13 protein-coding genes are annotated in these 14,132 nt (G+C 53.7%); all 13 read left to right on the forward strand.

The features are described 5' to 3' along the window. The first annotated feature begins 324 nt into the window (after positions 1-324). The 13 genes from mnmG (at position 325) to glmS (ending at position 14,129) form a co-directional block, all read left to right on the forward strand. Positions 325-2,214 carry a tRNA uridine-5-carboxymethylaminomethyl(34) synthesis enzyme MnmG gene (gene mnmG / locus AC6I8B_RS00005; RefSeq protein WP_010258857.1) on the forward strand — a complete coding sequence of 630 codons (1,890 nt, stop codon included), beginning with the start codon at positions 325-327 and terminating at the stop codon, positions 2,212-2,214. A 48-nt stretch (positions 2,215-2,262) separates the two neighbouring features. Further along, complete coding sequence (gene rsmG, locus AC6I8B_RS00010; protein WP_010258859.1) at positions 2,263-2,880, forward strand: 16S rRNA (guanine(527)-N(7))-methyltransferase RsmG; 618 nt, start codon at positions 2,263-2,265, stop codon at positions 2,878-2,880. Positions 2,881-3,591: 711 nt separating this feature from the next. After that, a complete protein-coding gene (gene atpI, locus AC6I8B_RS00015) occupies positions 3,592-3,972 on the forward strand; it encodes a F0F1 ATP synthase subunit I (RefSeq protein ID WP_010258861.1) in 381 nt (126 codons plus the stop codon). 8 nt (positions 3,973-3,980) lie between these two features. Continuing rightward, the gene (gene atpB / locus AC6I8B_RS00020; RefSeq protein ID WP_010258863.1) at positions 3,981-4,799 is read left to right on the forward strand and encodes a F0F1 ATP synthase subunit A; all 819 of its coding nucleotides are present in this window, start codon (positions 3,981-3,983) and stop codon (positions 4,797-4,799) included. A 105-nt stretch (positions 4,800-4,904) separates the two neighbouring features. Continuing rightward, positions 4,905-5,144, forward strand: a complete 240-nt coding sequence (gene atpE / locus AC6I8B_RS00025; protein WP_003849523.1) for a F0F1 ATP synthase subunit C — start codon at positions 4,905-4,907, stop codon at positions 5,142-5,144. 105 nt (positions 5,145-5,249) lie between these two features. After that, positions 5,250-5,720 carry a F0F1 ATP synthase subunit B gene (gene atpF / locus AC6I8B_RS00030; RefSeq protein WP_003849528.1) on the forward strand — a complete coding sequence of 157 codons (471 nt, stop codon included), beginning with the start codon at positions 5,250-5,252 and terminating at the stop codon, positions 5,718-5,720. A 14-nt stretch (positions 5,721-5,734) separates the two neighbouring features. Continuing rightward, on the forward strand, positions 5,735-6,268 hold the full coding sequence (gene atpH / locus AC6I8B_RS00035) for a F0F1 ATP synthase subunit delta (RefSeq protein ID WP_003849530.1): 534 nt from the start codon (positions 5,735-5,737) through the stop codon (positions 6,266-6,268). 14 nt (positions 6,269-6,282) lie between these two features. Beyond that, positions 6,283-7,824 carry a F0F1 ATP synthase subunit alpha gene (atpA, locus tag AC6I8B_RS00040; RefSeq protein WP_010258868.1) on the forward strand — a complete coding sequence of 514 codons (1,542 nt, stop codon included), beginning with the start codon at positions 6,283-6,285 and terminating at the stop codon, positions 7,822-7,824. A 52-nt stretch (positions 7,825-7,876) separates the two neighbouring features. Further along, the gene (gene atpG / locus AC6I8B_RS00045; protein WP_010258869.1) at positions 7,877-8,743 is read left to right on the forward strand and encodes a F0F1 ATP synthase subunit gamma; all 867 of its coding nucleotides are present in this window, start codon (positions 7,877-7,879) and stop codon (positions 8,741-8,743) included. 30 nt (positions 8,744-8,773) lie between these two features. Further along, the gene (gene atpD, locus AC6I8B_RS00050; protein ID WP_010258870.1) at positions 8,774-10,171 is read left to right on the forward strand and encodes a F0F1 ATP synthase subunit beta; all 1,398 of its coding nucleotides are present in this window, start codon (positions 8,774-8,776) and stop codon (positions 10,169-10,171) included. Positions 10,172-10,195: 24 nt separating this feature from the next. Then, positions 10,196-10,615 (forward strand): F0F1 ATP synthase subunit epsilon, encoded by a 420-nt coding sequence (locus AC6I8B_RS00055; RefSeq protein ID WP_010258871.1) that lies wholly within the window; start codon positions 10,196-10,198, stop codon positions 10,613-10,615. 160 nt (positions 10,616-10,775) lie between these two features. Beyond that, positions 10,776-12,146, forward strand: a complete 1,371-nt coding sequence (glmU, locus tag AC6I8B_RS00060) for a bifunctional UDP-N-acetylglucosamine diphosphorylase/glucosamine-1-phosphate N-acetyltransferase GlmU (RefSeq protein WP_179257263.1) — start codon at positions 10,776-10,778, stop codon at positions 12,144-12,146. A gap of 153 nt (positions 12,147-12,299) precedes the next feature. Continuing rightward, a complete protein-coding gene (gene glmS, locus AC6I8B_RS00065; protein ID WP_010672188.1) occupies positions 12,300-14,129 on the forward strand; it encodes a glutamine--fructose-6-phosphate transaminase (isomerizing) in 1,830 nt (609 codons plus the stop codon). Positions 14,130-14,132 lie beyond the last annotated feature (3 nt).

The raw sequence follows: 14,132 nt of genomic DNA on the forward strand, positions 1-14,132 counted from the left end.
CCGGTAGTTATCCAAAGAACAACCGTAGAATGAATTTTGAGCTGTGGATAACATGCCATTTTGATCCCAGCTTATACGGGTCAGGATCACCGATCACTAACAGGTAGTGATCCTCTTCATCCTGTTGTTTCTGCTGTGCTTCTGGCACATATCCACAGAAAAGCGGGATCCTAATAAGAGATCTAACAGAAAGATCATATACAGATCTAAGATCCTTTCTTTTAAAACCGGACGATCCCGCGGCTTTCACCCCAGACGGAATTTGAGTAGAATCCACGCCCCAGGACGACGATCCTGCAAGTTCATCAACCGAGGTACCACTTCATGTTTTATCAGGATCCTTTTGACGTCATCGTAATTGGTGGTGGTCATGCGGGCACCGAAGCCGCAATGGCGGCAGCCCGAATGGGTCAGCAAACCCTGTTACTCACCCATAACATTGATACGCTTGGACAAATGTCCTGTAACCCGGCGATTGGTGGGATTGGCAAAGGACATTTGGTGAAGGAAGTGGATGCCCTGGGTGGTCTGATGGCCAGTGCGATTGACCAGGCGGGTATCCAGTTTAGGATACTAAACGCCAGCAAAGGTCCGGCAGTGCGGGCAACCCGTGCTCAGGCGGATCGCGTGCTCTATCGCCAGGCAGTGCGTACGGCCCTGGAGAACCAGCCCAATCTGATGATCTTCCAGCAGGCGGTCGACGATCTTATCGTGGAAAACGATCGTGTGGTGGGTGCAGTCACCCAGATGGGACTGAAGTTCCGCGCGAAAACCGTCGTCCTCACCGTCGGCACGTTCCTTGACGGCAAAATTCATATCGGTCTGGATAATTACAGTGGCGGTCGTGCAGGTGATCCCCCGTCCATTCCGCTGGCAAAACGACTGCGTGCGCTGCCGCTGCGGGTAGACCGCCTCAAGACTGGTACGCCACCGCGTATCGATGCGCGCACCATCGATTTTTCAGTGCTCAGCCCGCAGCACGGCGATAACCCGATGCCGGTGTTCTCGTTTATGGGCAATGCGTCTCAGCATCCGCAGCAGGTACCGTGCTGGATCACTCACACCAATGAGAAAACCCATGAGGTGATCCGCAATAATCTGGATCGCAGCCCGATGTATGCCGGGATCATCGAGGGGATCGGTCCACGCTATTGCCCGTCTATCGAAGACAAAGTGATGCGCTTTGCCGATCGTAACTCGCATCAGATCTTCCTGGAGCCGGAAGGGCTGACCAGCAATGAGATCTACCCGAATGGCATCTCAACCAGTCTGCCATTCGATGTGCAGATTCAGATCGTTCGTTCCATGCAGGGCATGGAGAATGCGAAGATCGTGCGTCCGGGCTATGCCATCGAGTATGACTTCTTCGATCCACGCGATCTCAAACTGACGCTGGAGAGCAAATTTATTCACGGCCTGTTCTTTGCCGGCCAGATCAACGGCACAACCGGCTACGAAGAAGCCGCTGCACAGGGGATGCTGGCGGGGCTGAACGCCGCCCGTCAGTCTGCGGACAAAGAGGGCTGGGCACCACGTCGTGACCAGGCTTATCTGGGTGTACTGGTTGATGACCTCTGCACGCTCGGTACCAAAGAGCCGTACCGGATGTTTACCTCCCGTGCTGAATATCGTCTGATGCTGCGCGAAGACAATGCCGATCTGCGTCTGACCGAAACCGGTCGTGAACTGGGTCTGGTGGATGATGCGCGCTGGGCGCGTTTCAATCAGAAGCTGGAAGCGATTGAACAGGAGCGTCAGCGTCTGCGCGATATCTGGGTCCATCCGAAGTCAGAGCACGTGACGGAAGTGAATACGGTACTCAGCGCGCCGCTGACCAAAGAAGCGAGCGGCGAAGATCTGCTGCGCCGTCCTGAGCTGACCTATCTGAAGCTGATGACGCTGGATGCCTTTGGTCCGGCACTGGCTGATGAGCAGGCCGCTGAGCAGGTTGAGATTCAGGTCAAATATGAAGGTTATATCGCGCGTCAGCAGGAAGAGATCGATCGCCAGCTGCGTAACGAGAACACGCTGTTACCGGTGGAGCTCGACTATCGCCAGGTGAACGGCCTCTCAAATGAGGTTATCGCCAAGCTGAACGATCACAAACCGAGTTCGATTGGTCAGGCGACGCGTATCTCCGGTATTACGCCGGCGGCCATCTCAATTCTGCTTATCTATCTGAAAAAACAGGGTCTGCTGCGTAAAAGCGCCTGATCTGAAAACGGGGCGAGGAGACTCGCCCCCGCTGAATGGACTTATGCTGTGATCAACACACTCACGTCGCTGCTACAGGCAGCCGGTATTTCCCTCTCCGATCAACAAAAACAGCAGCTGGTTGCCTATGTCGGCCTGCTGGATAAGTGGAACAAAGCCTACAATCTGACATCAGTGCGCGATCCGCAGCAGATGCTGGTACGCCATATCCTCGACAGCATCGTGGTGGCGCCGCATCTGCAAGGCTCACGTTTCATTGATGTGGGAACCGGACCAGGACTGCCTGGCATTCCGCTGGCTATCGTGATGCCTGATGCGCACTTTACGTTGCTCGACAGCCTGGGTAAGCGGGTGCGTTTCCTGCGTCAGGTTCAGCATGAGTTAGGACTCACTAACATTACTCCGGTGCAGAGCCGGGTTGAGGCGTTCCCGGCTGAGCCGCCCTTTGATGGCGTGATCAGTCGTGCATTTGCCTCGCTGACCGACATGGTGAACTGGTGTCATCATCTGCCGGGAAGAGAAGGGCGCTTCTTCGCGCTTAAAGGCGTGCGTCCGGACGATGAAATTGCGGAGTTACCGGCAGGCTACGTCTCTGATGCTGTGATTAAGTTGCAGGTACCGCAGCTGGAAGGTGATCGCCACCTGGTCATTCTTCGTCACCAATAGGCTTTCGACTGGCAGAGATTTAGCGTTTATCTGCCAGTGATTTTCGTCAGTTCCGGGATGAAAAAAGTGCAGATGATGCGCTATCAATAAAAGATTTTGATTAAGCCCTGGCTGACCGAAGGTTAAAACGCTGACGGAAATTATCCGAAAAGCTCTGTTACATTTAACGTTTAATTCACATTCAGTTATCAGAAATATCACTTGTATAGGCGGGTCGCTGAATAAAAGTAGTCACGGCAGAAAATATATCGCGGTAATAACTTTGCGTGCGTAATATCAATTACACGATTCTTAAGCACAGTTCGATGTCAATAGCGTGTTTTCTGTGAAAATAGTCTTGCAGATGCATTTTTATAATTTCAATACTTTGATTTTATTGAGTTAATTTGTAATACAGATTGTTCTTAAATAGCGCGAAGATAAAACTCAGTGTAGTGAAAGTGCTTATTATGTGATCTAAAGCACGCTTTAAAAGCAAGTTGCGAGAGAATTTTCAGTCAGATTAGGGTGAATCTCTGCAGGGTAATCTTTGGAAAAATAGCCCTCCGGAAAGAAATTTAAATAATTGTTCACCTTTTCGCTACTTACCGATTGAAATCGCAGGTGCGGCCCGTATAATTTGCACGGCTTTTGCTGCTTGACTCAACTGCGCAAAGGCAGTCTTATACGACACGCGACATACCCCTAACGGGGCAGGAGAGTATCAGCGTCATGTCAGTGTCTCTTTACAGTGTAAAATACGCCCGAACGGTGCTGATGATTCAGCTGGTGACGATAGTCATCATCGGTGCACTCTTTGCTCTTAAAGATGTCATCTGGGGTCTCTCTGCTCTTGCTGGCGGTGCGGCAGCCTGGCTGCCAAACGTATTGTTTTTGTTTTTAGCCTGGCGCCTGCAGGGGCAAACCCCAGCTTCGGGGCGAGTCGCGTGGAGCTTCGCTTTGGGTGAAATAGCCAAAGTGTTTGCGACCATCATTTTGCTCATTGTGGCGTTGGGTCTATTCGGAGCGGTTTTCTGGCCGGTCGGAATAACCTGGTTATCGGTGCTGGTGGTACAAATGCTGGCACCGGCGGTAATTAACAACAAAGGGTAAGAGGCATCATGGCTGCAGGAGAAATCTCTACTCCGCAAGAGTACATTGGTCACCACCTGACTCATCTTCAGTTGGACCTGCGTACCTTCGAGATAGTGAATCCGCACGACGCTCCCGCGACGTTCTGGGTATTAAATATCGATTCCATGTTTTTCTCTATGGTGCTGGGAATCATCTTCCTGGTTTTGTTCCGTAGCGTGGCAAAATCTGCCACCAGCGGTGTGCCAGGGAAAATGCAGGCGGCTATCGAACTGGTTGTCGGTTTCGTCGATAGTAACGTGCGCGACATGTATCACGGTAAGAGCAAACTTATCGCCCCGCTGGCTCTGACAATCTTTGTCTGGGTCTTCCTGATGAACTTCATGGATCTGCTGCCAATCGACTTGCTGCCATATATTGGCGAGCACGTATTGGGGTTACCGGCGCTGCGCGTCGTACCGTCTGCAGACGTGAACATCACGCTATCTATGGCGTTGGGCGTATTTATTTTGATTCTGTTCTACAGCATCAAAATGAAAGGCATTGGCGGCTTCACTAAAGAGCTGACGCTGCAGCCTTTTAACCACCCGATCTTCATCCCGATCAACCTGATTCTGGAAGGTGTGAGCCTGCTGTCTAAGCCTGTATCACTGGGTTTACGACTGTTCGGTAACATGTATGCGGGTGAACTGATCTTTATCCTTATTGCCGGTCTGTTGCCGTGGTGGTCGCAGTGGGTGCTGAATGTGCCGTGGGCCATTTTCCACATCCTGATCATTTCGCTACAGGCTTTCATTTTCATGGTCCTCACGATTGTCTATCTGTCGATGGCATCTGAAGAACATTGATTTTTTTCTCAACACTACTTTCCCTCTTGATTTCGGGTTGCAGCGCACACCGCTGAAGCCCGGAAGATGAAGGGAGCATTTAACTGAAACAAACTGGAGACTGTCATGGAAAACCTGAATATGGATCTGCTGTACATGGCTGCCGCTGTGATGATGGGCCTGGCGGCAATCGGTGCTGCGATCGGTATCGGCATCCTCGGAGGAAAATTCCTGGAAGGCGCTGCTCGTCAGCCTGACCTGATTCCTCTGCTGCGTACGCAGTTCTTTGTTGTAATGGGTCTGGTGGATGCAATCCCGATGATCGCTGTTGGTCTGGGTCTGTACGTGATGTTTGCTGTCGCCTAAAGCCCTGTGTTCACTCAGCGCACAATGTGCAAGGGTGAACGGATTCTGCCGCTTATCGTTGATAACGGCAGAAAAGTTAAATACTCAATCTAGAGGCATTGTGCTGTGAACATTAATGCAACAATCCTCGGCCAGGCTATCGCGTTCATCCTGTTTGTCGCGTTCTGCATGAAGTACGTATGGCCGCCGCTCATGGCTGCTATCGAAAAGCGCCAGAAAGAAATTGCTGAAGGCCTTGCTTCTGCTGAACGTGCAAAGAAAGATTTGGATCTCGCGCAGGCTAATGCGACCGACCAGCTGAAAAAAGCCAAAGAAGACGCTCAGGTCATTATCGAGCAAGCGAACAAGCGTCGCGCGCAGATTCTGGACGAAGCCAAAACCGAAGCTGAAAACGAACGTAATCGCATCGTGACACAAGCGCAGGCTGAAATTGACGCTGAACGCAAACGTGCGCGTGAAGAACTGCGTAAGCAGGTCGCGTTGCTGGCTATGGCTGGCGCCGAGAAGATCATCGAACGCTCCGTGGATGAAGCTGCTAACAGCGACATCGTTGATAAACTGGTCGCTGAACTGTAAGGAGGGAGGGGCTGATGTCTGATCTGATTACTGTAGCTCGCCCCTACGCCAAAGCAGCTTTTGACTTTGCTGTTGAGCATCAAAGTATTGAACGCTGGCAACAGATGCTGGCGTTTGCCGCAGAAGTGGCTCGCAATGAACAGATGGCTGATCTTCTCTCAGGTGCATTAGCACCCGAAGCGCTGGCAGCGTCGTTTAACGCAGTCTGTGGTGATCAACTGGATGAACCCGCGCAGAACCTGATTAAGGTGATGGCGGAAAACGGACGTTTGACAGCGCTTCCGGCTGTACTGGCCCAATACATCGAACTGCGTGACGCTCATGAAGCTACCGCTGAAGTTGATGTTATCTCCGCCAGTACGCTGAGTGACGACCAGCTGAATAAAATCAGCGCCGCGATGGAAAAACGTCTGTCACGCAAAGTTAAGCTGAATTGCAAAATTGATAAGTCTGTGATGGCAGGCGTGATCATCCGTTCGGGTGATCTGGTTATTGATGGCAGCGTACGCGGCCGTCTTGACCGTCTGGCTGACGTCTTGCAGTCTTAAGGGGACTGGAGCATATGCAACTGAATTCCACCGAAATCAGCGAACTGATCAAGCAGCGCATTGCTCAGTTCAATGTCGTGAGTGAAGCTCACAACGAAGGTACGATTGTTTCTGTAAGTGACGGTATCATCCGCGTACACGGCCTGGCCGATGTCATGCAGGGTGAGATGATTGCCCTGCCGGGCAACCGTTACGCTATCGCCCTGAACCTCGAGCGTGACTCGGTTGGTGCAGTGGTGATGGGCCCTTACGCTGACCTCGCCGAAGGCATGAAGGTTAAGTGTACTGGCCGTATTCTTGAAGTACCGGTAGGCCGTGGCCTGCTGGGCCGCGTAGTGAACACCCTGGGTGCTCCTATCGACGGTAAAGGCGCAATCGACAACGACGGTTTCTCACCGGTTGAAGTCATTGCACCTGGCGTTATCGACCGTCAGTCAGTCGACCAGCCGGTTCAGACCGGTTATAAGTCGGTCGATGCGATGATTCCAATCGGCCGTGGCCAGCGTGAGCTGATCATCGGTGACCGTCAGACCGGTAAAACCGCAATGGCGATCGATGCGATCATCAACCAGCGCGACTCAGGCATCAAGTGTGTCTACGTTGCGATTGGTCAGAAAGCCTCAACCATCTCTAACGTGGTTCGTAAGCTGGAAGAGCATGGCGCACTGCAGAACACCATCGTTGTTGTGGCGTCTGCTTCTGAATCTGCTGCACTGCAGTATCTCTCTCCGTACGCAGGCTGTGCGATGGGCGAATACTTCCGTGACCGCGGTGAAGATGCGCTGATCGTATACGATGACCTTTCTAAGCAGGCTGTCGCGTACCGTCAGATTTCTCTGCTGCTGCGCCGTCCACCAGGTCGTGAAGCATTCCCTGGCGACGTGTTCTATCTCCACTCCCGTCTGCTGGAACGTGCATCACGCGTAAGCGCTGATTATGTAGAGCGTTTCACCAATGGCGCAGTGACAGGTAAAACCGGTTCACTGACCGCGCTGCCGATCATCGAAACCCAGGCGGGCGACGTTTCTGCGTTCGTTCCGACCAACGTAATCTCGATTACTGATGGTCAGATCTTCCTGGAATCGAACCTGTTCAACTCCGGTATTCGTCCGGCCGTTAACCCAGGTATTTCGGTATCCCGCGTAGGTGGTGCTGCACAGACCAAGATCATCAAGAAACTGTCCGGTGGTATCCGTACCGCGCTGGCACAGTATCGTGAACTGGCGGCATTCTCGCAGTTCGCCTCTGATCTGGATGATGCAACCCGCAAACAGCTGAGCCACGGTCAGAAAGTGACCGAGCTGCTGAAGCAGAAACAGTATGCGCCGATGTCTGTCGCACAGCAGGGTCTGGTTCTGTTCGCTGCAGAGCGTGGCTATCTGAACGACGTTGAACTGGCAAAAATTGGCAGCTTCGAAGCTGCACTGCTGGCCTTCGCCGATCGCGACCACGCTGAGCTGATGGCTGAAATCAACCAGTCGGGTAACTTTAATAACGATATCGAAGCCAAGCTGAAAGGCCTGGTCGAGACGTTTAAAGCAACCCAGTCCTGGTAATGTCTGGCGGCTTGTCTGAAAAGGCAGGCCGCAAGGCTTTGAGGAGAAGCTAATGGCCGGCGCAAAAGAGATACGAAGCAAGATTGGAAGCGTGAAAAACACGCAGAAGATCACCAAAGCGATGGAAATGGTCGCCGCCTCCAAGATGCGTAAAACGCAGGAACGCATGGCGGCCAGCCGTCCGTATGCAGAAACCATGCGCAAAGTGATTGGTCACCTTGCGTTGGGTAATCTGGAATACAAGCACCCTTACCTGGAAGAGCGCGACGTGAAGCGCGTCGGCTACCTGGTCGTTTCAACTGACCGCGGGCTTTGTGGTGGTTTGAACATTAACCTGTTCAAAAAGTTACTGGCGGATATGAAGTCCTGGTCCGATAAAGGCGTGCAGAGCGATCTGTCGATTATCGGTTCAAAAGGGGCGTCATTCTTTAATGCTGTGGGTGGCAACATTGTGGCGCAAGTCAGCGGCATGGGCGATAAACCTACCCTGTCTGACCTGATTGGCCCGGTAAAAGTGATGTTGCAGGCTTATGATGAAGGCCGCATCGACAAGCTGATGATCGTCAATAACAAATTCAATAACACCATGTCTCAGACTCCGACCATCACCCAACTGCTGCCGTTACCGCCAGCGGAAGGTGAAGAAGAGATGAAGGCGAAGACCTGGGATTACCTGTATGAACCCGATCCGAAAGCGCTGCTGGATACCCTGCTGCGTCGTTATGTCGAATCGCAGGTTTATCAGGGTGTGGTGGAAAATCTGGCCAGTGAGCAGGCCGCACGTATGGTAGCGATGAAAGCCGCAACCGATAACGGCGGAAATCTGATCAAAGAGCTGCAGTTGGTGTACAACAAAGCTCGTCAGGCCAGCATCACCCAGGAACTTACCGAGATTGTCGGTGGAGCCTCCGCGGTTTAACCAGGTTTGGAATTAGGTAGAGGATTCAAGATGGCAACTGGAAAGATTGTCCAGATTATCGGCGCCGTTGTTGACGTCGAATTCCCTCAGGACGCGGTACCGCAAGTGTACAGCGCCCTCGAGGTTATGAATGGTGATGCGCGTCTGGTGCTGGAAGTTCAGCAGCAGCTCGGCGGCGGCGTAGTACGTACCATCGCAATGGGTACGTCTGACGGCCTGAAGCGTGGTCTGAGCGTCAACGACCTGCAGAAACCGATTCAGGTACCCGTCGGTAAAGCGACCCTGGGCCGTATCATGAACGTTCTCGGCGAGCCAATCGATATGAAAGGCGAGCTGAAAGAAGAAGATGGCAGCGCAGTAGAGATCGCCTCTATTCACCGCGCAGCCCCTTCTTATGAAGATCAGTCTAACTCGCAGGAACTGCTGGAAACCGGCATCAAGGTTATCGACCTGATGTGTCCGTTTGCTAAAGGCGGTAAAGTCGGTCTGTTCGGTGGTGCGGGTGTAGGTAAAACCGTCAACATGATGGAACTGATCCGTAACATCGCGGCTGAACACTCAGGTTACTCAGTGTTTGCCGGTGTGGGTGAGCGTACTCGTGAGGGTAACGACTTCTACCACGAAATGACTGACTCTAACGTTATCGATAAAGTTGCACTGGTCTATGGCCAGATGAACGAGCCGCCGGGTAACCGTCTGCGCGTAGCACTGACCGGTCTGACCATGGCGGAAAAATTCCGTGATGAAGGCCGCGACGTTCTGCTGTTCATCGATAACATCTACCGTTATACCCTGGCCGGTACAGAAGTTTCTGCACTGCTGGGTCGTATGCCATCTGCGGTAGGTTACCAGCCAACGCTGGCAGAAGAGATGGGTGTGTTGCAGGAGCGTATTACCTCCACCAAGACCGGTTCAATCACCTCCGTACAGGCCGTTTACGTCCCTGCGGATGACCTGACTGACCCATCACCAGCAACTACCTTTGCGCACTTAGACTCAACGGTAACGCTGAGCCGTCAGATCGCCTCTCTGGGTATCTACCCGGCCGTTGACCCGCTGGACTCTACCAGCCGTCAGCTGGATCCGCTGGTTGTCGGTCAGGAGCACTATGATGTTGCACGTGGCGTTCAGTCACTGCTGCAGCGTTATCAGGAACTGAAAGACATCATCGCCATCCTCGGTATGGATGAGCTGTCTGAAGAAGACAAACTGCTGGTGGCACGTGCGCGTAAGATTCAGCGCTTCCTGTCTCAGCCGTTCTTCGTTGCAGAAGTATTCACCGGTTCACCGGGCAAATACGTGACGCTGAAAGACACTATCCGTGGCTTTAAAGGCATCATGGAAGGTGAGTTTGACCACCTGCCAGAGCAGGCCTTCTACATGGTTGGCGCCATCGAAGAAGCCGTGGAAAAAGCGAAGAAACTGTAATAACGGTTTCCCGGGAGGAAGATTATGGCTATGACTTATCACCTGGATGTGGTCAGCGCAGAGGAGCAGTTGTTCTCTGGTCTGGTACAGAAAATTCAGGTGTCAGGTAGCGAAGGTGAACTGGGGATTTTCCCTGGCCATGCGCCGCTGCTGACTGCCATTAAGCCTGGAATGATCCGTATCGTGAAACAGCACGGCGAAGAGGAGTTTATCTACCTCTCTGGCGGCGTGCTGGAAGTGCAACCGGGCAGCAGCACCGTTCTGGCCGATACCGCTATCCGCGGTACCGATCTGGATGAAGCACGCGCTCTGGAAGCAAAACGCAAAGCAGAAGACCATATGAACAGCAGCCACGGCGACGTGGACTATGCTCAGGCCTCTGCCGAGCTGGCGAAAGCCATTGCTAAACTGCGCGTGATCGAACTGACCAAAAAAGCGATGTAATCCAGCTTTATGCGTCATGAAATGCCAGCCCTCGGGCTGGCATTTTTTTTGTCTGCTGCGCCTGATCTGCCTGTCCGCCTAATTTCGGCCTGAGAAAAATGTAGTAATCTCAATCCCAAACCGTTTTACTTTCACCCGTAAAAATTCACTCAGGATAGTTATGTCTAACAGTGCGATGAGTGTGGTGATCCTTGCTGCTGGCAAGGGCACCCGTATGTATTCCGATCTGCCTAAAGTTCTGCATACACTGGCAGGCAAACCCATGGTTCAGCATGTGATTGACGCGGCTAAAGGGCTGGGCGCACAGCAGGTCCATCTGGTTTATGGTCACGGCGGCGATCGCCTGAAGGCGACCCTCACTGACAGCTCGCTCAACTGGGTACTGCAGGCCGAGCAGCTCGGCACTGGCCATGCGATGCAGCAGGCAGCACCTGCATTCGCGGATGATGAAGATATCATGATGCTTTACGGTGACGTGCCGCTGATCTCTCAGGCGACACTACAGCGGCTGCGCGAAGCAAAACCGCAGGGCGGCATTGGCTTACTCACCGTGGTACTGGATGACCCAACCGGCTATGGCCGCATTGTGCGTGAGAACGACACCATCACCGGCATTATCGAACAGAAAGATGCCAGCCCGGCGCAGCTCACCATTAAAGAGATCAACACCGGCATTCTGATCGCCAACGGCGGCGATTTAAAACGCTGGCTGGCGCAGCTCACCAACAATAATGCGCAGGGTGAGTATTACATCACCGATATTATCGCGCTGGCGCATCAGGAAGGTCGGGTGATCAACGCGGTTCATCCGGCACGCATCAGTGAAACCGATGGCGTCAATAACCGGCTGCAGCTGGCGACATTAGAGCGCACTTACCAGGCTGAACAGGCGGAAAAACTGCTGCTGGCTGGCGTGATGCTGCGCGATCCGGCCCGTTTTGACCTGCGCGGGACGCTGACGCACGGACGGGATGTTGAAATTGACACCAACGTCATTATTGAAGGCCAGGTCACGCTGGGCGCACGCGTCAGAATCGGCGCGGGCTGCATTATCAAAAACAGTGTGATTGGCGATGACTGTGAAATCAGCCCCTATTCGGTGATCGAGGATGCGAATCTCGCCACTGCCTGCACCGTCGGACCTTTTGCCCGTCTGCGTCCTGGCAGCGAACTGGCCGATGCTGCCCACGTGGGCAACTTCGTCGAAATGAAGAAAGCGCGTCTGGGCAGAGGATCGAAAGCGGGGCACCTCTCCTATCTCGGTGATGCGGAGATTGGCGACAACGTAAATATCGGTGCAGGCACCATTACCTGCAACTACGACGGTGCGAACAAATTCAAAACCGTAATTGGCGATGATGTGTTTGTGGGCTCAGATACCCAGCTGGTGGCGCCGGTCAGCATCGCGGCAGGGACCACCATTGCGGCGGGCAGCACCATCATGAAAGATGTGACCCAGGCCGGTCTGGTCTATAACCGTAAAGAGCAGAATCACAAAGCGGACTGGCAGCGCCCACAGAAGAAAAAATAAATTTTAACGGCCCGCTTTAATGCGGGCCGATGCAGTGCAGTGCCAAAACTATAATCCCCACTCTCTACAAGGCTCGGGGAACCGGCAAAGCCGGATATCAGGTCGCATGACAACAGAAGTGGCGAAAAGCCATGTAGTCAGGAAAACATCATTATGTGTGGAATTGTTGGTGCAGTAGCGCAACGTGATATCGCAGAGATTCTGCTGGAAGGTCTGCGTCGTCTTGAATATCGCGGATATGATTCGGCCGGTCTGGCCGTGGTCGATCGTCAGGGGCACGTCACGCGCCTGCGGCGTTTAGGAAAAGTGCAGAAACTGGCGGAAGCCGCTGAGCAGCAACCGCTGATTGGTGGCACCGGCATCGCGCACACGCGCTGGGCAACCCATGGCGAGCCGTCGGAAGCGAACGCGCATCCGCACGTCTCAGAGCACATCATCATCGTGCACAACGGCATCATTGAAAATCATGAGCCATTGCGTGCTGAACTGATCGCGCGCGGTTATGTCTTTGCCTCTGAAACGGACACCGAAGTGGTGGCGCATCTGGTTCACTGGGAGCAGAAGCAGGGCGGTTCGCTGCGTGAAGTCGTACTGCGTGTGATTCCGCAGCTGCGCGGTGCCTATGGCATGGTGATCATGGACAGCCGCGATCCGTCACTGCTGGTGGCGGCCCGTTCCGGCAGCCCGCTGGTGATTGGTCGTGGCATGGGCGAAAACTTTATCGCCTCGGATCAGCTGGCCCTGCTGCCGGTGACCCGTCGGTTCATCTATCTGGAAGAGGGTGATATCGCCGAAATCAGCCGTCGCGATGTCACGGTGATCGACCGTGAAGGCAACACCGTGACCCGTGCCGAGATCGAGTCGAACCTGCAATATGATGCCGGTGACAAAGGCATTTACCGTCACTACATGCAGAAAGAGATCTACGAACAGCCCATGGCGCTGAAAAGCACCCTGAGCGGTCGGTTCAGCCAGGGTCAGGTTGATCTCAGCGAACTGGGCGCGGGCGCAGAAGCGCTGCTGAGCCAGGTTGAGCATATCCAGATTATCGCCTGCGGCACCTCCTACAACTCCGGCATGGTGTCACGCTACTGGTTTGAGTCGCTGGCAAACCTGCCCTGTGATGTCGAGATTGCCTCGGAGTTCCGCTACCGCAAATCAGCCGTTCGCAAAAACAGCCTGCTGATCACCCTGTCGCAGTCGGGTGAAACGGCAGATACTCTGGCGGCGCTGCGTCTCTCTAAAGAGCTGGGCTACCTGGGCTCGCTGGCGGTCTGCAACGTAGCCGGTTCGTCACTGGTGCGGGAATCTGACCTGGCACTGATGACCAAAGCGGGCACCGAAATTGGCGTCGCCTCTACCAAAGCGTTCACCACCCAGTTAGCGGTGCTGCTGATGCTGGTGGCGAAACTGGGCCGTCTGAAAGGGATGTCAGCCGAGACTGAGCATGAGATCGTTCATGCACTGCAGGCGTTGCCGAACCGGATTGAGCAGATGCTGGCGCAGGATAAGCTGATTGAGAATCTGGCGGAAGGCTTCTCTGACAAGCATCACGCGCTGTTCCTGGGGCGTGGCGATCAATATCCGATTGCCATGGAAGGGGCGCTGAAGCTCAAGGAGATCTCCTACATTCATGCGGAAGCCTACGCCGCAGGCGAGCTGAAACATGGCCCGCTGGCGCTGATTGATGCGGACATGCCGGTGATCGTGGTAGCACCTAACAACGAACTGCTGGAGAAGCTCAAATCCAACATCGAAGAGGTACGCGCACGCGGCGGCCTGCTCTATGTCTTTGCCGATCAGGATGCGGGCTTCAGCGACAGTGACGGCATGAAGATCATCCCGTTGCCGCATGTCGAAGAGGTCATTGCGCCCATCTTCTACACGGTGCCGCTACAGTTACTCTCCTATCACGTCGCCCTGATCAAAGGGACCGACGTCGATCAGCCACGTAACCTGGCAAAATCGGTTACTGTGGAATAACCG

It is taken from the genome of Pantoea sp. X-Soil-ISGK-285, assembly GCF_059730815.1.

Bases quoted from the DNA above. Each gene is read 5' to 3' on its own strand.
- atpE (WP_003849523.1), top strand. From the start codon at position 4,905: ATGGAAAACCTGAATATGGATCTGCTGTACATGGCTGCCGCTGTGATG.
- atpH (WP_003849530.1), top strand. From the start codon at position 5,735: ATGTCTGATCTGATTACTGTAGCTCGCCCCTACGCCAAAGCAGCTTTT.
- atpB (WP_010258863.1), top strand. From the start codon at position 3,981: ATGGCTGCAGGAGAAATCTCTACTCCGCAAGAGTACATTGGTCACCAC.
- atpA (WP_010258868.1), top strand. From the start codon at position 6,283: ATGCAACTGAATTCCACCGAAATCAGCGAACTGATCAAGCAGCGCATT.
- glmU (WP_179257263.1), top strand. From the start codon at position 10,776: ATGTCTAACAGTGCGATGAGTGTGGTGATCCTTGCTGCTGGCAAGGGC.
- AC6I8B_RS00055 (WP_010258871.1), top strand. From the start codon at position 10,196: ATGGCTATGACTTATCACCTGGATGTGGTCAGCGCAGAGGAGCAGTTG.
- atpI (WP_010258861.1), top strand. From the start codon at position 3,592: ATGTCAGTGTCTCTTTACAGTGTAAAATACGCCCGAACGGTGCTGATG.
- mnmG (WP_010258857.1), top strand. From the start codon at position 325: ATGTTTTATCAGGATCCTTTTGACGTCATCGTAATTGGTGGTGGTCAT.
- atpD (WP_010258870.1), top strand. From the start codon at position 8,774: ATGGCAACTGGAAAGATTGTCCAGATTATCGGCGCCGTTGTTGACGTC.
- glmS (WP_010672188.1), top strand. From the start codon at position 12,300: ATGTGTGGAATTGTTGGTGCAGTAGCGCAACGTGATATCGCAGAGATT.
- atpG (WP_010258869.1), top strand. From the start codon at position 7,877: ATGGCCGGCGCAAAAGAGATACGAAGCAAGATTGGAAGCGTGAAAAAC.